At 71.4% G+C, this 17,624-nt stretch carries 18 protein-coding genes and 3 tRNA genes; 12 read left to right on the top strand and 9 right to left on the bottom strand.

All coding sequences use genetic code 11. The features are described from left to right. Positions 1-163 precede the first annotated feature (163 nt). Genes RBH18_RS37080 through RBH18_RS37065 form a run of 4 tightly spaced genes read left to right on the top strand, consistent with a single transcriptional unit; the run spans position 164 to position 4,564 of the window. Positions 164-1,669 (top strand): complex I subunit 4 family protein, encoded by a 1,506-nt coding sequence (locus tag RBH18_RS37080; RefSeq protein WP_306215174.1) that lies wholly within the window; start codon positions 164-166, stop codon positions 1,667-1,669. Continuing rightward, positions 1,666-3,090 (top strand): NADH-quinone oxidoreductase subunit N, encoded by a 1,425-nt coding sequence (locus tag RBH18_RS37075; protein ID WP_306215173.1) that lies wholly within the window; start codon positions 1,666-1,668, stop codon positions 3,088-3,090. Before RBH18_RS37080 ends, RBH18_RS37075 begins: the two co-directional genes overlap by 4 nt. Then, positions 3,087-3,602 carry a GNAT family N-acetyltransferase gene (locus tag RBH18_RS37070; protein WP_306215172.1) on the top strand — a complete coding sequence of 172 codons (516 nt, stop codon included), beginning with the start codon at positions 3,087-3,089 and terminating at the stop codon, positions 3,600-3,602. The genes RBH18_RS37075 and RBH18_RS37070 overlap by 4 nt, the downstream gene beginning before the upstream one ends. A gap of 32 nt (positions 3,603-3,634) precedes the next feature. Beyond that, complete coding sequence (locus tag RBH18_RS37065) at positions 3,635-4,564, top strand: hypothetical protein (RefSeq protein WP_306215171.1); 930 nt, start codon at positions 3,635-3,637, stop codon at positions 4,562-4,564. A 283-nt stretch (positions 4,565-4,847) separates the two neighbouring features. On the opposite strand, the gene RBH18_RS37060 is transcribed toward RBH18_RS37065, so the two are convergent. The 8 genes from RBH18_RS37060 to RBH18_RS37025 form a co-directional block, all read right to left on the bottom strand. After that, complete coding sequence (locus RBH18_RS37060; protein ID WP_306215170.1) at positions 4,848-6,089, bottom strand: MFS transporter; 1,242 nt, start codon at positions 6,087-6,089, stop codon at positions 4,848-4,850. Between the two features lie 98 nt (positions 6,090-6,187). Next, entirely contained in the window at positions 6,188-7,072 is an 885-nt protein-coding gene (htpX, locus tag RBH18_RS37055; RefSeq protein WP_306215169.1) for a zinc metalloprotease HtpX, read from the bottom strand. Between the two features lie 297 nt (positions 7,073-7,369). Next, positions 7,370-8,218, bottom strand: coding sequence for a DUF3626 domain-containing protein (locus tag RBH18_RS37050; RefSeq protein ID WP_306215168.1), 849 nt, complete (start codon positions 8,216-8,218; stop codon positions 7,370-7,372). After that, the gene (locus RBH18_RS37045; RefSeq protein ID WP_306215167.1) at positions 8,218-8,883 is read right to left on the bottom strand and encodes an MOSC domain-containing protein; all 666 of its coding nucleotides are present in this window, start codon (positions 8,881-8,883) and stop codon (positions 8,218-8,220) included. The genes RBH18_RS37050 and RBH18_RS37045 overlap by 1 nt, the downstream gene beginning before the upstream one ends. Further along, positions 8,880-9,695, bottom strand: a complete 816-nt coding sequence (locus RBH18_RS37040) for a GNAT family N-acetyltransferase (protein WP_306215166.1) — start codon at positions 9,693-9,695, stop codon at positions 8,880-8,882. The genes RBH18_RS37045 and RBH18_RS37040 overlap by 4 nt, the downstream gene beginning before the upstream one ends. Positions 9,696-9,983: 288 nt before the next feature. Next, the gene (locus RBH18_RS37035) at positions 9,984-10,445 is read right to left on the bottom strand and encodes a DUF1707 SHOCT-like domain-containing protein (protein ID WP_306215165.1); all 462 of its coding nucleotides are present in this window, start codon (positions 10,443-10,445) and stop codon (positions 9,984-9,986) included. 103 nt (positions 10,446-10,548) lie between these two features. Beyond that, entirely contained in the window at positions 10,549-11,283 is a 735-nt protein-coding gene (locus tag RBH18_RS37030) for a hypothetical protein (protein ID WP_306215164.1), read from the bottom strand. Between the two features lie 373 nt (positions 11,284-11,656). Then, positions 11,657-11,740, bottom strand: a tRNA-Tyr gene (locus RBH18_RS37025). 149 nt (positions 11,741-11,889) lie between these two features. Here RBH18_RS37025 and RBH18_RS37020 point away from each other — a divergent pair. The 3 genes from RBH18_RS37020 to RBH18_RS37010 are packed head-to-tail and all read left to right on the top strand — an operon-like array spanning position 11,890 to position 13,496. Continuing rightward, a complete protein-coding gene (locus tag RBH18_RS37020; protein WP_306215163.1) occupies positions 11,890-12,384 on the top strand; it encodes a YajQ family cyclic di-GMP-binding protein in 495 nt (164 codons plus the stop codon). Between the two features lie 30 nt (positions 12,385-12,414). Further along, entirely contained in the window at positions 12,415-12,702 is a 288-nt protein-coding gene (locus RBH18_RS37015; protein WP_306215162.1) for a hypothetical protein, read from the top strand. After that, positions 12,699-13,496 (top strand): sulfurtransferase, encoded by a 798-nt coding sequence (locus RBH18_RS37010; protein WP_306215161.1) that lies wholly within the window; start codon positions 12,699-12,701, stop codon positions 13,494-13,496. The genes RBH18_RS37015 and RBH18_RS37010 overlap by 4 nt, the downstream gene beginning before the upstream one ends. Here RBH18_RS37010 and RBH18_RS37005 read toward each other — a convergent pair whose 3' ends face one another. Beyond that, positions 13,497-13,805, bottom strand: a complete 309-nt coding sequence (locus tag RBH18_RS37005) for a hypothetical protein (protein WP_306215160.1) — start codon at positions 13,803-13,805, stop codon at positions 13,497-13,499. It abuts the gene before it with no gap. Between the two features lie 257 nt (positions 13,806-14,062). Between RBH18_RS37005 and RBH18_RS37000 the strand changes: the two genes are divergently transcribed. The 5 genes from RBH18_RS37000 (at position 14,063) to rpmG (ending at position 17,448) form a co-directional block, all read left to right on the top strand. Continuing rightward, a complete protein-coding gene (locus RBH18_RS37000) occupies positions 14,063-14,212 on the top strand; it encodes a hypothetical protein (protein WP_306215159.1) in 150 nt (49 codons plus the stop codon). Between the two features lie 62 nt (positions 14,213-14,274). Continuing rightward, positions 14,275-16,806, top strand: coding sequence for a putative bifunctional diguanylate cyclase/phosphodiesterase (locus RBH18_RS36995; protein ID WP_306215158.1), 2,532 nt, complete (start codon positions 14,275-14,277; stop codon positions 16,804-16,806). Between the two features lie 104 nt (positions 16,807-16,910). Continuing rightward, positions 16,911-16,986: transfer RNA gene (locus RBH18_RS36990), tRNA-Thr, on the top strand. 46 nt (positions 16,987-17,032) lie between these two features. After that, a tRNA-Met gene (locus RBH18_RS36985) sits at positions 17,033-17,105 on the top strand. 175 nt (positions 17,106-17,280) lie between these two features. Then, the gene (gene rpmG / locus RBH18_RS36980; protein WP_067495822.1) at positions 17,281-17,448 is read left to right on the top strand and encodes a 50S ribosomal protein L33; all 168 of its coding nucleotides are present in this window, start codon (positions 17,281-17,283) and stop codon (positions 17,446-17,448) included. Positions 17,449-17,624: the final 176 nt, after the last annotated feature.

The raw sequence follows: 17,624 nt of genomic DNA, 5'->3' as shown, positions 1-17,624 counted from the left end.
AACGGGTCGTCGACGCGGCGGTCGAAGGCACCGGCACCACGACGACCCGCCTGGGCACCGCCCTCGCCACGGTGCATCAGGCGGCGCTGCCCCGGGCGGCCGTGGCCGTGTTCGCCGGCGTGCTCGTCCTCGGCGCCGTCGCCGCGATCGTGGGAGCCGCCGCATGACCACGCTCTTGCAGACGCTGCTCGTCACGGTCGTCGCGCTTCCGGCCGCCGGGGCGATCGTGGTCGCCCTGATGCCCGCGAGCCGGGACCGTGGCGCGCGCATCGTCGCGACACTCTTCGCCGCGGCGGGGCTCGTGGCGGCGCTTGTCCTGGTGCTGTGGCCGTACCTGCGGGGCGTCGGCGGCGATCCGATGCTCGAGCCGTGGGCCGAGATCGACGCCGCCTGGGTGCCCGCGCTCGGCGTCGACTTCCATCTCGGCGTGGACGGGTTGTCCGCCCCGCTGGTCGTGCTGACCGCTCTGCTGACGCTGCTCTGTTGCGCGTACACGGTGGGGAAGGTGCCGGCGGGGGGCTCCGGGCGTACCCTCGCGGGTCTGCTCCTGGTCCTCGAAGCCGGCATCCTGGGCACCTTCCTCGCGCTCGACCTGGTCCTGTTCTTCGTGTTCTTCGAGGTCGTGCTCCTGCCCATGTACGCCGTCATCGCCGGCTGGGGCGGCCCGGACCGCCGGCGCGCGGCGCGCAAGTTCGTGCTCTACACGCTGTTCGGCTCGGTGCTGCTCCTGCTCGGGGTGTTCACGGTCGTCGTGGCGGCGGGCACCGGTGACATGCTCGCGCTGGCGGGTGGGTTCGGCCTGTCGCACACCACCCAGTACGTGGCCTTCGCGCTCTTCGCGGTCGCGTTCGCCGTCAAGGCGCCGCTCTGGCCCCTGCACTCGTGGCTGCCGGACGCGCACACCGAGGCGCCGACGGTCGGCAGTGTGATCCTGGCGGGCGTGCTGCTGAAGATGGGGACGTACGGGCTGATCCGCGTCGGCGTCGGCGTCGCGCCCGAGGGGGCCGTGTGGGCGTCGCCGGTGCTCGGCATCCTCGCGGTGGCGGCGATCCTGGTGGGGTCGCTGGTGTGCCTGCGGCAGACCGAGCTCAAGCGCCTGATTGCGTACTCCAGCGTCAGCCACATGGGCTTCGTCCTCCTCGGCATCGCGACCCACACGGTGACCGGCCTGCAGGCGGCGCTGATCGGCAACATCGCGCACGGCGTCATCACGGGCCTGCTGTTCTTCCTGGCCGGGGCGATCAAGGACCGTACGCACACCGGCGCCCTCGCCGACCTCGGCGGCCTCCGCGAGACCGCCCCGCGCCTGGCCGGCCTGGTCGGCTTCGCGGCGATCGCCTCGCTGGGCCTGCCCGGGCTCGCCGGCTTCTGGGGTGAGGCGTTCGCGGTGGTCGCCGCCGTCGAGCGCGGCGGCGGACTGTGGCTCACGCTCGCCGTGCTGGCCGCGATCGGCGGCGCCCTGACGGCGGTCTACTTCCTGCGGCTGCTGCGCCGCGTCACGCACGGCCCGGCGACCCCCGCGGTGACCGGTGTCACCCCGGTCTCCCGCCCCGAATGGTGGGCCTGGTCACCGCTCATCCTGCTCGCGCTCGCCGTGGGCCTGGTGCCCGCCCTGGCGCTGACCGGCACCCTCGACCCGCTGGCCGCCCTGACCGGAGCGCTGCGATGACCCAGGCCGTCAACCACGTCGCGCTGCTGCCCCTGTACGCCGCCGCCGGCACAGCGATCCTGATCCTGCTCGCGGACCTCTTCCTCGGGCGGTTCCAGCTCGCCGCCGGCCTGCTCGGCGCGGCGGCCACGGCGGTGTGCGCGCTCGTGCCCCGCGACACCGGCACCTTCTGCACGGGCGACCTCTGCTCGTGGGTCGTCACCTCCCGGGCCGCCCTGCTGACGCTCGTCTTCGCGGGGCTGACGGCCGGCGTCCTGGCGCTCTCGGCCCCGGTGCTGCGCCAGGGGTACGCGCCGAAGGGCGAGTATCCGTTCCTGCTCGCGTGTGCGATGGCGGGCGGCGTCGTGGTGGCGTACGCGGGCGATCTGATCACGTTGATCGTCGGCCTGGAGACGCTGACCCTGCCCCTGTACGTCCTGGTCGGCCTGCGCCGCGGCCGGTCGCTGCTGGCCGGGGCGAGCGCCGCCGTCACGTTCTTCCTGATCAGCGTCGTCTCGACCGCGGTCGCCCTGCTCGGCGCCGCCCTCCTCTACGCCGGCACCGGCGCCCTGCACCTGGTCGCCCTCCGCGACGGGACGGGACAGTTCGCGCCCCTGGCCACGGCCGGGGCGGCCCTGCTCGTGATCGGCTTCGCCTTCAAGGTCGCCGCGGTGCCGTTGCACGCGTGGGCGCCCGCGACCTATGACGGGGCGCCGGTGCCGGTGGCCGCGTACCTGTCGACCGCGTCCAAGCTCGGCGGCGTCCTGGCCCTGGCCGCCGTCGTCCAGCGCCTGGACACCGGCCCGGTCGTCGCCGTCCTCGCCGTCCTGACGATGACCGTCGGCAACCTCGTCGCCCTCCGCCAGACCCGGATGGTCCGCCTCCTCGCCTGGTCGTCCGTCGCCCAGGCCGGCTACATCCTGGCGCCCCTGGCCGCCGGAGCCGCCGGCGTCGAGGCGGCCCTCGCGTACGCCGTCTTCTTCGTCCTCCTCGAGTTCGTCGCCTTCGCAGCGGTGGCGGCGCTGCGCGGGCCGGGCGTCGACGGCGGCGACCTCCTCGCCTACCGGGGCGCCGGCCGTCGCAACCCGTGGCTGGGCGCGGCCCTGGTCCTGGCGTTCGCCGGGCTCGCGGGGCTCCCGCCGGGGCTCGCCGGCCTCTTCGCCAAGGTCACCGTCGTCGAGTCGCTGATCTCCTCCGGCTGGGGCTGGCTCGCCGGCGTGGTCGCGCTGAACGCGGTGATCGCCCTGGCCTACTACGTACGCGCCATCGCCCTGCTCTACACGGTCCCCCAGTCGCCCGGCATCTCGGTGCTCGACCCGGCGCTGCTCCCCCCGCGCGCCCAGGTCCCCCTCGCCCTGACGACGACTCTCCTGGTCGGCGCCGTGGTCGCCGTGTTGGCCGGCTTCACGCCACAGGCGGTCTTCGACATCCTCGCCGGATGACCCCGGTCGAACTGCCCGTCCCGGGCGCCCTGCTGAGGCCACCCCGGGTCACCGACGCCGCTGCCGTGCTGGCGCTCGCCCAGGACCCGGACGTCCGCATGTGGAACCCGCGATGCCGCATCCCGGACGAGGCCGCCGCCGTCGCCACCTGCCTCTCCGACGCCGACTGGACGTCCGGGGCGACCTTCTCCGTCATCGACGAGGCGACCGGCGCCTACGCGGGGACCGTCGCCCTGCACGACATCGACAACGGTCAGGCGCACATCGGGTACCGCGTCGCGCCATGGACGCGCGGGCGCGGGCTGGCCACCGCCTGCGTCCGGACCGTGGCGGCGTGGGCGGGCACGGAGCTGGGGCTGCGGCGGATCCTGCTCACCCACGCGGTGGAGAACGTCGCTTCCTGCCGGGTGGCCGGGAAGGCGGGGTTCGGCCTGAACGGCATCTCGAGGGCGAGCAAGCGTTTCGGGGACGGCCTGCTGCACGACGAGCACGTCCACGTTCGCGAGTGCTGAGCGGATGCGGCATCACGCACGGATGACCATCGGTGCTGTCCGGGTCGCCGCCGGCCACCTTCCCCGAGCCGGGAGAGCCCACCAGCAACCCGGCGGTGGCCCCGGATCTTTCCCTGGCCGTGTGGCCGGGCCTGACGGCGGTGCACGCGATCGCGGCGAACGGCACGACGGTGTGGACGGCGCGCCATCCCTGCCGGGTCTGCGGCGAAGCCCACCATTTCGCGGATGAGTACGCCGACGACCTGTACCACCGCAGCCCGGACAGTGGCTCTGCGGCTTTCGCGGCCGACGGGCGCACGGTGTGGGCGCACGTGCGCGGCGACTTGCTGGACGTTCCCGCCGCGCCCGACCCGTCCGGGGAGGACGACGAGAGCATCGAGCAGTGGGTGATCTTCGCCGCGGCCGACGGCTCAGTGCTGGCGCGGACCGGCACGGACTCGTGGAGCGCCGGCTCGGAGCCGCTGCCCCACCTCGATCCCGCCGTGATGGGCTTGGGCATCGGGGAGGGCCAGGACGGCTCGGCGGTGCTGTTCGGCCGGCTGGGGGAGGAAGGGCTGGAGACGACCATGCTCGCGGGCGGCGACCGGGTGCTCGTCGCCCTCGGGCCGGACCACTTCCTGACCGTCCGCCATGGAGGCACGACGGACCTGCGGGTGCACCGGCTGGCCGACCTGGGTGTTACCGCCGAGCTGGGGTCCGCGGATCTGCCGGAGGGCGGTCCGGAAAGCGGCTGGGGCTACGACGTCGCGCCGCTCGATGGCCGGACCTACGTAGCGAGCACCTCCCACCACGGGCATGCCGAGCGTGACATCCGGTACTGGCTGATCGACGTGGCCGACGGGGTTGTGCGAGGACAGGTGCGCTGCCCCGGCGCTACGGGCCCGCGGCTCATCGGCTTCGGCGACGGGACCTGGCTCACCGCCGGGCCGGAGGGCGATCTCGCCCTGTGGCGCCTTCCCTGAGACGCGCCACGCTGGAATGTCAGCTGGGCACCGGGCGTCCGGCATCGGCCGCTGACCCGGCGCCTTCGCCGGCCACGCGGGTGGCACCGGCTCGACCAGTTTCCCCACTCGTGCCCTGCCGCCTTTCGGGATGGGGCGTGCGTTGTAGCGGGTGAGGCCTCACGCACGTCGCCGTGCGGGCGAGGCCGCTTTGGGGACGGAGTCACCAGGGCTCGGTCGTGCGGCCCTCGGCGGGAGCGGCGGTCTGTACGCACCACCCAGCTACGACATAGAGCCTTTGATTCTAGGAAGCCAGCGCCTCGCGCATGCGTTCCGTGGCCCGCTCGTCGGCTCGCGCGACCGGCCCGGTCGGCACGGCGGCAACCAGCGCGGCCAGCCCGACGACCGCCCCCGCGAAGACGAACGCCCACGGCAGGCCGCCCGGGTGGTCGACGATGGCACCGGCGATCGCTCCGCCGGCGGCGCTGCCCGCGACCGAGACCGTGGTGACCCAGGTGAAGGCCTCGCTGAGCATGGCGGGCGGGGCGAAGCGGCCGACCAGATTGTTCTCGATGGTGAGAGCCGGGGCGATGGCGGCGCCGCCGATGATGAGGGCGACGGCCAGGGAGGCCGGGTCGGGCATGGCGGCGAGGGCGATGAAGCTGGCGGCGACCGCGCCCAGGAACCAGGCGAACTGGCGGGACATGGCCATGGCCGGGTGGCGGGTGCCGAACCAGATGCCTCCGATGGCGCTGCCGATGCCCCAGACGCCGAGGAGGATGCCGCCGAGGCTGTCGCCGCCGCCGTGCTGGAGGGCGTAGGCGGGGACGATCACGCCGGCCGCGCCGAAGGCGATGCCGAGGGCGCCGACGCAGGCGAGGAGGGCCGGGAAGCCGCCGACCCGGAGGGGGCCGAGGCCGCGGGTGTGCTCGGCGGACTCGTGGCGGGTCCAGCCGCGCATCATCGGCAGCAGGGCGATCCAGATCGTGCCGCCCAGGGTGACCACGGCGGCGAAGCCCAGGGCGACCAGCGGGTTGTGGGTGATGACGATGATCGCGGCGACCAGCATCGGGCCGAGGACGAAGACCAGCTCGAACAGCGACGTCTCGGCGGCCATCGCGGCCGGGCGCAGGGCATGGCGGCCGCTGCCGACCGAGGTCGCCTCCGTCCAGGCTCGACGGATGGCGGCGGTGAGCGGCGGGTAGGTGGCGCCGGCCAGGGCGGCGGCGGCCAGGACCCAGGAGATGTCGCCGTGGGTGGCCATGATGAGGGCGCCGAGGGCGAGCGGGTGCAGGACGGCCGTGACGAGCAGCACAGGCGTGGGGCCGATGCGGTCGGCGACGCGGCCGGCGATGGGGCTGACGGCGGCGCCGGCGAGGGCGTAGAGGCCGCCCGCGAGGCCCGCTGCGGCATAGCGGCCGGTGGTCTGCTGCACGGACAGCAACAGGGCCAGCGGCGTCATGCCGATGCCGAGCCGGGCGATGATGCCGACTGCCAGCAACGTCTTGGCACTCGGCATCTGCCACACGCCGAGGTACTGCCGCACCGGGCCTCCAGGAAGTCACAGAATGAGCGAACGCCGCCTCCGACGGTAACGATCGGAGGCGGCGTAACACACCTGAAATCACCCTGTTGTCGCGGACGTCACCTCTGGAACTGCACCGGCCCCGTGCCGGTGATCGCGGCCAGCTGGTGCAGCCGCTTGATCCGCTCCGCCATCGGCGGGTGCGTCGAGAAGAGCCCCGCGATGCCCCCGCTGCGCAGCGGGTTCGCGATCATGAGGTGCGCCGACGTGGCCAGCTGCCCGTCCGCGGGAAGCGGCATCCGCTGCGCCCCGAAGTGGATCTTCTCCAGCGCGCTGGCCAGCGCCAACGGGTCCCGCGTCAGGGTCGCGCCCGAGGCGTCGGCCTGGAACTCCCTGTTCCGGCTGATCGCCAGCTGGATGATCGACGCCGCCAGCGGGCCGAGAATCAGCATGAGCAGCAGCGAGGCCGGGTTCGGGCCGTCCTCGTCGTCGCCCCCGCCGAGCGGCAGGAAGATCGCCAGCTGCGCGAACATCGTGATGATCCCGCCCAGCGCCGCGGCGACGCTGGAGATCAGGATGTCCCGGTTGTAGACGTGCGACAGCTCATGCCCGATCACGCCGCGCAGCTCCCGTCGGTCCAGGATCCGCGTGATCCCGGCCGTCACGGCAACGGCGGCATGCTGCGGGTCGCGCCCGGTCGCGAAGGCATTCGGCTGCATGGAAGGGCTCACGTAGAGCCGGGGCATCGGCTGCCCGGCCTCGGTGGCCAGCTCGCGCACGATCTGATAGAGCGCGGGGAACTCGGCCTCGCTGACCGGCTGCGCCCCCATCGACCGCAGCGCGATCTTGTCCGAGAAGAAGTAGCTGCCGGCATTGAGCGCCAGCGACAGCACGACGGCGAAGACCAGACCACCGCTCCCGCCGACCCAGTAGCCGACGGCGAGAATCATGGCGGTGAGCAGGCCCAGCAACGCGGCCGTCTTGAGACCGTTGTGATGGTGCACGATGACTCCTTCACCTGCGGGCCGGAGGGGACCCGCATTCCAGAGAACATCGCCCGGGTGTGGATTCATCCGTGAGTAGCTGTGAGTTCGCTGATCGTAAGATCAAGATCAAGAGCTTTATGTCGCATCTGGGTGGTGCGTACAGACCGCCGCTCCCGCCGAGGGCCGCACGACCGAGCCCTGGTGACTCCGTCCCCAAAGCGGACTCGCCCGCACGGCGACGTGCGTGATCCAAGACGGCTCGGGGCGACCCGCCGCCCGCACGCAGCCAAGGTGCCGGGGCGGCGCATCCGGCTTTCACGACATCGGCGCGCTGCGGGCGGGCGCCCCGAATCTGGCGAGGTAGTGCCAGACCCGTTTGAGGGCCTGCTGATCGTGCTCTCCGCTGCGGGCCGCGTCGCCGATCAGCCGGGGGGTGAGGTGGCCGTCGCGGGCGAGGGCGGCGCCGAGGTCGACGAACTCCTGGCCGCGGTAGCCGGGGTGGCGGCGGAGCTCGGTGACGGAGAGCCGGAATCCCGGGTGCCATTCGATCGGGCAGGGCAGCCGGCGAGCGGCGGCCTCGACGTCGGTGTGCTGGTGGCTCGGGTCGAGGACGAGGGCCTCGACGTCGCGGTCGAGCCGGACGCCGCCGTGGACGTGGGCCTCGACGTAGTCGTCGAGCCGGTCCTGCCGGTCGGCGAGGGCGAGGTCGATGAGGGACATGCGCTCGGCGACCGCGAAGTCGGTCGGTTCGAGCACGCTGTCGGGATAGCAGAAGGTCGCTCTGGCCACGGCGGCCGAGGTCAGCCGCAGGTGGGCCGATCCGAAGCGGGGCGCCGCGCCGACCACGTCGTGGCGGAAGTTCAGGGCGCCGTAGACGGGCCGGACGTGGGCGGGGGCGTGGTCGTAGACGCCGCCGAACATGGTGTGCTCCCAGCGCCATCGGTCGCCGCCGGGGTGGGCCGTGAGCCCTCCGTTGCTGGTGCCGGTCACGAACTGGGACAGGTAGCTGCCGTCGGCGGCGAGCGCCGCCAGGATCGGCCGGCCGGCGGCCGAGCGGTCGGGATGGAAGTTGAGCGTGATCCGCAGGGACGCGTCGACCGGCGACCCGGACGACCGCGCGGCGACATGATCCAGCGCTCGCCGGGCCGAGGGATGAAGGGTCATCAGAGGCGCAGGCGCTGACGGATCTCGGCCTTCTGGCCCTCGGGGTAGTCGTCCAGCTCGAGGTAGCTTGCCAGCTTGGCCGGCTCGAACAGCCACGCCCGGAAGCTCTCCGAGACGGTCACCCCGTGGCTCGGCCGCTCCAGCACAGTGATCTCGTCACCGGCCTGCACGGGACCGGGCGTGACGACGCGGAAGTACACGCCGGGCCGGGCCTCCTGCGAGAACCGCTTCACCCACCGCGGCTCCTGCATCTTCCACTGGAAGGTCGCGCACGGGATGCGGCCGAAGGTTGTTTCCAGGACGAGGGTTGAGCCGATCCGCCAGCGCTCGCCGAGGAGGGTGGTGTTGATGTCGATGCCCGCGGTGGTGAGGTTCTCGCCGAAGATGCCGCCCGGGAGCGGCCGGTCGAGCTCCTTCTCCCACCATTCGTAGTCTTCCCGGGCGTACGCGTAGACAGCCTGGTCCGTGCCCCCATGGTTGGCCAGGTCGTGGATCTCGTCGCCCGCGAGGCCGCTTGCCCGGGAGGGCGGTGCCGTGTTCTTCGGGCCGGGGGCAGTGACCTCGACGGGGTGGGTGACGGGCTGTTTGTTGATGCCCGTGACGCCGACACCCTTGACGTCGGTGCGCTCCGGCACTGCCAGGTTGACCTGCAACACCTTGCTCATGCGGTGAACTCCATCATGGTGCGGTCCTCCAACGGTACGTAACCGAGCCGCTGGTAGAGGGCGTTCGAGGTGGGGTTGGCCAGATCGGTGAAGAGCACCACCTCCGCGGCGCCGGCGTCACGGGCGGCCTGGCTGATGGCGGTGGTGATCGCGCCGCCGTAGCCGCGGGCGCGGTGGGCCACCGGGGTGTAGACGGCGTGGATGCGCACCATGCCCGCGTCGAGCCGGGTGTGCGCGGCCATGGAGACGGGCCGCCCGGCGTCCTCCCACAGCATGATGCCGCCGTAGGACACGGTCTCGTCGAAGAACTGCGCGGGGCGCGGCTGCACGGTGCCGACGTCTCGGTAGAAGTTGCCGATCCAGCCGACGAGGAGCTCACGATCCGCCGGTACGGCCTTCCGGGCGCCACCGGACGGGTGCGGCACCGGGGACTTGAGGCTGCCGAGGCGGTAGAGGCGTTGCCGCCCGCGTACCTGGGCGTGGCCCCTCGTGCGCCGCTGCCACTCCACTGTGAACACCTCGACCACGTCGTCGGGTCCGATGACCCCGGTCAGCTCCCGCCCGTCGAGGGCGGCGACGAGGTCCCGGGCCGAGTCCGGGGACATGGCGGAGACCAGGCCGGGCCGGGGCGCCGTACGCAGATAGGCCCCGCCCTCCGCAGCCCAGCCGAACAACGCCCCCGCCGGGTAAGCCCCCCGCCGCACGCCGTCGGCAACCGTGAGCAACACGGTGTTCTCCACCGGCCGGGCGCGCAGGAAGTCGCCCGCGCCGGCCAGAAACTCGTCCACGTCCTCGGTGATCCGCCACGCCATGGTCCGATTCTTCCCACCGGCGCCACCCGTGTGCACATCAATTCCCCGTACCCCGGCGATCGGCCGTGTGCTGGTCCACTGCCGGGCCTCTCTCCGCCCCCACCCGTCCGGTCGCCTCAACTCCCCGAGCCAACGCCCCGCACCTGGGCTTCCGACCCGACATCGAGAGGCTGGACGTGTTCCGTGGGCCCAGGGTTTGCTGATCCGTTCTGGGCCCCGGCCGCCCCCGCCGTCCACTGTGCTTATTGTCACCACGTGCGCCGCCGCAGACGGGCCCTCTCCCCGTGATCAGCGGTGCCGGCGCCGGATGCTCTGGACGCCGATCGTCGTGACGCCCAGCGCCGCGCCCGGCACCAGCAGCCAGATCGGCCACGGATAAATGTCCTCAGTGGGCGTCGTGACCTCGACGAGAAACCACACCACCAGGTTGATCGCCAGAAGCGACGTCCAGATGATCCACAAGACCGACAGCGCAAGCGGCATCCGCCGGTCCGCACGCCGCTGCTCGGCCAGTTGCCGCGCGTGAAGCTCCTCCGCGCTGAGCCCGGGCTGCGGCAGATCCGCAACAATGCGCAGCAGGTCGGCATAGGTGCGCGCGGCGTAGGTCTCGCGCACCCGGTCGTCGTACTCCGCCAGGCTCAGCCGCCCCTCATCGAGCGCACCCTTGAGCTGCTCGGCAATCTTGTGCCGGTCGCTGTCCGCCGCCCGCAGCGTGTCGATGTCCGGTCGTCGCGCCGGTTCCCTCCCCATGGACTGAGGGTAGGCCATTCCGAAGGTCACCACCTGCCCGCGCCGCTCACGATGTCGTCGTCGGAGACACACCGCTCCGCACTCCCCGAACCGCCGCCCCGGCTCAGCGCACCTCGACCGCATCCACCCGCTCGACCGGAGCCCAGTCGTCCCAGGCGCCCGCCACGGCCTTCCACGTGCCACTCGCCCGCTGTGTGACCTGCCGCGTCCCGCTGCACACCCAGCCACCGTCGCCGCACTTGACGCGGACACTGGTGCGGTAGGTCCACGTCGCCGAGCCGGCCTTGCGAAAGTAGAACTTGACCAGTGGCTCGGTGCCGCCCTCGTACCCGGTGAAGGTCTGCACGCGCAGCTTGACCGTGCCGCCCTTCCGCACGGGTTCGGGCGAGGCATTGAAGTCCAGCCCCTGGCGATAGCGAACGTCAAGCTTCCTCGAACCGTGGTACGACCCGAAGCTGTACGTCCACGTGTACTCGGCGGCGACATCGTTCGGAATGCCCTGCGCATTGTCAATGCCGCAGAAAACAGCAGGCGCCCGAAACGAGCTGTAGGAACCGCGACGGGAGAGGTATTCGAACTCCGGCGTCCAGGAGTTGGCGAACCGATTGCCCGACGAGAGGCGGCTGGAACCGTCGCCCGGGCCGAACGCGAAGTCCGGGTCGTAGACTTTGACCGTCAGGTAGGCAATGGTCCGGCAGTCGTCGGACATGCCGAAGACCGGCTTGGCGTTGGAAAGCGAGACGGAGAGACCAGCCGCCTGCGCGGGCGTGGCGAGAAAGGCCCCGCTCAGCCCCAGAGCGGCAGCAACGAGGGCGGAGACGACACGCTTGATCTTCAAACTGACTCCTCGGTCGCGGACGCCCCTCCAATCGGCAAGCACCGGCCACCCTCAAGGCGCGCTGACATCCAAGCGTTCCCGCCGTCGAAGGCCGCTGGGCCATGCGGTCGGGTCCGCCGGGCTGAGCCGATCCCCTGCGCCCCAACGCACGGACGCCCGATGCCGGCACCAGCCACCTTCGGGTGAGCGTCAGCCAAGGCGATGCCTCCGACCGGAACGCTCAAGCGGACGGGTGCCAACCTGCCCGCCGTCGACTCAGACAAGCCGGGGGAGGGGCCGCGGTGTTCGCGGGAATGCGGCCGAACGGCGCCGGCCCTAAAGAGAACGGCCCCGCGCTCTGCGTTTCCGCAGCTCACGGGGCCGTTGATATCCCTGGTGGCGGGTGAAGGATTCGAACCTTCGTAGCTTTCGCGACGGATTTACAGTCCGCTCCCATTGGCCGCTCGGGCAACCCGCCTGGGATCACCACCGAGGTCTCCCCCGGCAGCGGACAACAGAATAGCCGCCCCGCCGGAGCCCCCCGCAACCGGGTACGGTCGGCATGTCGGGGGCCCCGCGCGCGGCCCTCGCCTACATCGACAAGCGTCCAGCAGTTGGAGTCTGATCATGGCAGCCAGCCCGTCGTTCGACATCGTGAGCAAGGTTGACGGCCAGGAGGTGGACAACGCCTTCCACCAGGCGGAGAAGGAGCTCGGAACCCGGTTCGACTTCCGGGGGACCGGGACCACGATCGAGAAGTCGGGGGAGAACGGCATCACGATCACCTCGGAGACCGAGGAGCGGGCCTCCGCCGCCCTGGAGGTCTACAAGGAGAAGCTCGTCAAGCGGAACATCTCGCTGAAGTCGCTGGACGCCGGGGAGCCTCGGCAGTCCGGGAAGACGTACAAGATCGATGCCAAGGTGGTCGAGGGCATCGAGACCGACAAGGCGAAGGCGATCAGCAAGAAGATCCGGGACGAGGGCCCCAAGGGCGTGCAGGCGCAGATCCAGGGCGACCAGCTGCGCGTGACCGGCAAGAAGCGGGACGACCTGCAGGCCGTGATCGCGCTGCTGAAGGCGGAGGACTTCGGGGTGGCGCTGCAGTTCACCAACTACCGGTGAGCTGACCCGCCCCGGGCGCAGACTGGGAAGATGAACGGGGCGACGCTGGCCGTCGGGGCGGCGGCCGGGCTGCTGCTGGCGCTTTTCGGGGCGGTGATGCTGATCACCGGGAGGGCGCCGGCGGGCACGATGCGGATGTTCGCCGGGGTGCGTGACGCCGGGCTCTATCACCTGTTGTTCGGGATGGCGCTGCTGGCGATGGTGCTGTCGCAGGCGATGCTGAGCGGGGTGGCCGCCGTCGCCGTCGGGGCGGTGGCGCTGGCCCTCGCCGGGGTGGCGCTGGTGAAATACAGGCCGCGGAAGAGGGGGTCAGCGTGATCGAGCCGGTTGTCGACCTGCATGAGGTTCCGGGCGGGGCCGTGTTCGCCGACGTGCGCTGGTACCTCGACGGCAGGTCCGGCCGGGCCGCGTTCGAGGAGCGTCATCTGCCCGGGGCGGTCTTCGTCGACCTCGACCGGTGGCTCGCCGCGCCCGCGTCATCCGCCGAGGGGCGGCACCCCCTGCCCGCGCCGGAGGTGTTCGCCGAGGGCATGGCCGCTGCCGGCATCGGGGACGAGGACACCGTCATCGCGTACGACGACGGGGGCGGCACCATCGCCGCCCGGCTGGTGTGGATGCTGCGCGCCACGGGGCGGGACGCCGCGCTGCTCGATGGGGGGCTCACGGCGTACTCGGGGAAGCTGGAGAGCGGACCGGTGAGCCCGGCCCCCGCGGTTTTCACGCCCCGGCCGTGGCCCGCGGAGCGGCTGGCGGCACTGACCGATCTCGACGCGGCCGCCGTGGTGATCGACGCCCGCGACGGTGCGCGGTTCCGCGGCGAGGTGGAGCCGGTTGATCCGCGTGCGGGGCACATTCCCGGAGCGCGTAATGTTGCCTGCCGGGAGAATCTCGACAAGTCGGGCCGATTCCTGCCGGTCGAGCAATTGCGGGAGCGTTTCGCGGCGGCCGGGGTCACAGCGGGCGGCGACGTCGTCTCTTACTGCGGTTCCGGCGTCACGGCGTGCCACAACCTGATCGCGCTCGAGCACGCCGGGCTGGGCGTGGGGCGGCTCTATCCCGGCTCCTGGTCGCAGTACAGCGCGACGGACCGGCCTGCGGCGACGGGCGCCTGACTAGTCGTCGGCGGCCTGCCGGTAGGACTCCCATGCGGCCTGCTTGGTGGTGCCGAGTGCCGCACCGATCTGGGTCCATGACGCGCCGGCGTTGCGGGCGGAGCGGACCATCGCCTGCCGGGCGTACCCGGCCTTGCGGCTGACCACCTCACTGAGCGCAAGCAACTCGAGGGTCTCCTCCCGGCTCAGCGCCTGCGTCTCCGCGCTGCCGGACACGGCGGCGAGGGCGTCGCGCATCCTCAGCTCGTCGTAACGCGTTGTAGCGGTGGAGAGCGTGTGCTGTTGCTCCAGTTCGTCGGGAGTAGTCATGTCTTCACTTTTCCGTCAGGTTCTCCTGACGTCAAGCCAGCCTGACGAAGGTGACGCGAGTTGCCCTCATATCTCCAATTAAATCGGGCTCAAAGCCGTCAATTTTGCGGCCCGTGACACGGCCCATGCCTCAACCGTTCAGTCAAGATTTCGGGATGTGCGGCTTCCACCCGCGCGCGAGCGCTGTCTGACGTACTGCCGGTGTGGCACCATCATGGAACCCCCCATCCGGAGCAGTTTTCTTTCGAGGAGCAAACATGTCTGCAAGGAAGCTGGGCCGCTTCGCCGGCTTGGTTTTCGTGCTCGTCGCGCTGGCCGGCGGAGCCGCCGCAACAGTGTCGGCCGAGCAGTCCCCGACGTCGCAGGCATCCACCGCCTCGCAGCTGGCCGACATCGTCTGGACCTGATCCCCGGCCCGGCCGGCGCTGCCGGCCGGGGCCGCACGGTTCGACCGACGAGGAGCGTGCACATGGCGGGGCAATCGCGTCCGAGGCGGGGGTCCTCTCAAAATGCGTGGCTCATCACCAGCCCGCTCGCCATCTTCGCCCTCGTCTGCCTGACGGTCTACTGGGTCAGGGACCCGGGCTGGGTCAAGGAGTCGTGGGTCGGAGGCCTGATCCTCCTCGCGGCTTTCGTCGTCGCGCACGTCAGCGTGCTCAACGTCATCGTCCGGCAGCAGAGCTTCGTGCTCGTCCTCAACGAGATCCCGCTGCTTCTCGGGCTCTATTTCCTGCCCGCGCCGCCGGTCATCCTGGCGCACGCCGTGGGCAGCATGTTTTCGCAGCTGCGGACGCGTAACGACCCGGCGAAGTTCGGCTTCAACGTCGCCAAGTCCGCGGCAGGCACCGCTGCCGCGGCCGTCGTCATGTCCGCACTGCCGAAGATCACCGACGCGGGCCCGGGCACCTGGGGTGTCCTCACCGCGGCCGTCCTCACCGCCACCGCCGTGAGCTGGGTCGCCTTCGGCGGCGTCATCGCGGTCGTGCAGGACAGGCACGCGGCGCTCGAGGCGCTCAAGGTCTCCACGCAGGCCTTCGTCACCGCCGGCATCAACATCGGCCTCGGCCTGGTGCTGCTGATCTCGTTGGACGCCACCTGGTGGTCCCTGGTGCCGCTGGGCGTCCTCGGGCTGGCCCTCGGCATCGCCCTTCGCTCGGTGTCCGAGTTTTTCCGGCAGCACCGCACCCTGGCCGAGGTTTCCGAGATCACCCAGGCCATCCGGGAGCAGGGCACCCACGGCAGCCTCCCCGACGTCGTCCTCGACCCGGTGCGCACGCTGCTGCGCGCCGAGTTCGCGACGCTGTGGCTGCCCGTGCAGGGCCGGCACCCTGAGGTGCTGCTCACGGCGCGGGTGGGCGGCAAGGGGCTGCTGGACATCTCGGCCACCCCGGCGCCCGTACGCGACCAAGCGGTCAAGAATGGCCGCACGGTGGCCGTGGGTGCGCGCTTCTCCGACACCACGCACCTCCGGCCCTATCTGCGGGACAGCCGGGTCAAGGACGTCGTCGTGGTGCCACTGCGCTCGGGCCAGACGACGATCGGCAGCCTCGAGGTCGTCAACAGGATGAGCGAGCCGCTGACCTTCCGCGAGTCCGACGTGCGGGTGCTCGAGACGATCGCGGCGCACGTGGCGGTCGCCGTGGAGAATTCGCGGCTGGTCGAGCGGCTGCGGTTCGACGCGTACCACGATCGGCTGACCTCGCTGCCCAACCGGCGGCGGATCATCGACGCGCTGGCCGAGTCGGTCAAGGTGCGGGCGCCGGGCGAAGTGGTGGCCGTCATGCTGTTCGACGTCGACGGGCTGCGCGACGTGAACGAGTCCATGGGGCATGCCGCCGGCGACAAGCTGCTCGCCGAGGTCGCCGAGCGGCTGCGCGCGATCGCCGGCCCCGGCTCGCTGGTCGGGCGGATCGGCAGCGACGAGTTCGTGGTCACCCTGCGGGCCGAGTCGGCCGACGAGTCCGTACGGCTGGCGACCGACCTGCGCGAGCAGCTGCGCGGCTCGATGGCTGTGGAGTCGCTCACGCTGGACGTCGACAGCGCGGCCGGGGTGGCCGTGCACCCGGACCATGGCGACGACCCCGAGGCCCTGCTGCGCCGCGCCGAGCTGGCTGCCAACGCGGCCAAGACGCTGCCGTACGGGGTGCAGCTCTTCCACCCCGCCCTCGAGTCCCGCGCGGTGCGTCGCCTCGGCCTCGCCGCCGATCTGCGGCGTGCCCTGGACTCGGGCGAGCTCGAGGTCCACTTCCAGCCCAAGGTGTCCATCCAGGATCGGCACCTGATCGGGGTCGAGTGCCTCGCCCGGTGGCAGCATCCGGCGCACGGCGAGGTGTCGCCCGAGGACTTCGTGGCTGTGGCGGAGCACACGGGACAGCTGCACCGGCTGACGGAGGTCGTCCTCACCGCCGGGCTGCGGCACTGCCGGGACTGGGCGGAGGCGGGGCGGCCGCTGTCGATCGCGGTGAACCTGTCCGCGCGTACGCTGCTGGATCCTCGCTTCCCCGATCAGGCGCGCCAGCTGCTCGCCGAGCACGGGGTGCCGCCGGGCCTGGTGACCTTCGAGATCTCGGAGCCGGGCATGCTCGGCGAGATCGAGCGGGCGCTGCCCACCCTCTACCGCCTCAAGGACCTGGGTGTACGCCTCTCGGTCGACGATTTCGGCACCGGCGCCTCGTCCCTGTCCTACCTCCGGCAGCTCCCGGTGCACGAGGTGAAGATCGACGAGAGCTTCGTCCAGGGGATGGCGACCGACTCGGGGGACCTGGCGATCGTGCGAGCGGTCATCGGCCTGTCCCGTGAGTTCGGCCTCACCGTGGTCGCCGAGGGCGTCGAGAGCGAGCTGACCCTCGACCTGCTCGCCGAGCTCGGCTGCGAGATCGGCCAGGGCTACTTCTTCAGCCGGCCGCTGCCCGTGGAGCGGCTCAACACCTGGCTCAGCGCCCGCACCGAGCTGGAGGAGACGCCCACGGGCGAGGTGCGCCGGCTCCGGGCCGTCGGCTGACGCACGCCGCTGAGCTGGGACTTTGCGACACGGGGGTACCGATTTCACTCGGGGCCCCAGGCCGTGTAAGCTTTCTCCTGCAGCGAGCGAGAGATCGCAAGCAGGCCCCCTTAGCTCAGTCGGCAGAGCGTCTCCATGGTAAGGAGAAGGTCTACGGTTCGATTCCGTAAGGGGGCTCCAACCGGGTCTGTGATCCGCCTTCAGGCGCGGAGTTTCAGCCTGGCGCGGCGGTGTAGCTCAGATGGCAGAGCAAGCGGCTCATAATCGCTGTGTCGCCGGTTCAAGTCCGGCCACCGCTACTGAGGATCATCCGCTGGAAGATCCTCTTCGATCCGGGAGCAGTCCCGGATCGGCATGCGAACCCGGACAAATGTCCGGCGTTTTGCATGTCCGCACCTCAAGCGTCTACGCTGGTATGCCGTAGTGGCTGCCAAACAGTAGCCAGAAGCATCGTGAGCAGGAAGGCATTCCGCCGTGGCCAAGGCGACCGACGTCCGTCCCAAGATCACCTTGGCGTGTACGGAGTGCAAGGAGCGCAACTACATCACGCGCAAGAACCGCCGTAACGACCCGGACCGCATCGAGCTGAAGAAGTTCTGCCCCCGGGACGGCAAGCACACCCTGCACCGCGAGACGCGCTGATCTGATCCTCTTCCCGCATGGCGGCCCCCCGAGTCCGGGGGAGCCGCCATGTCGGCTTTCCGGGCCCTTCCGGGCGCCCGCCCCCACGCGTCGCGCCACCCGCCCCGCGCGTCGCGCCACCCGCCCCGCGCGTCGCGCCACCCGCCCCGCGCGTCGCGCCACCCGCCCCGCGCGTC

Source organism: Actinoplanes oryzae (genome assembly GCF_030757795.1).
Taxonomy (GTDB): Bacteria; Actinomycetota; Actinomycetes; order Mycobacteriales; family Micromonosporaceae; genus Actinoplanes.
The sequence above is the reverse complement of the archived record's forward strand: the minus strand, read 5'-3'. Positions and strand labels throughout refer to the sequence as shown.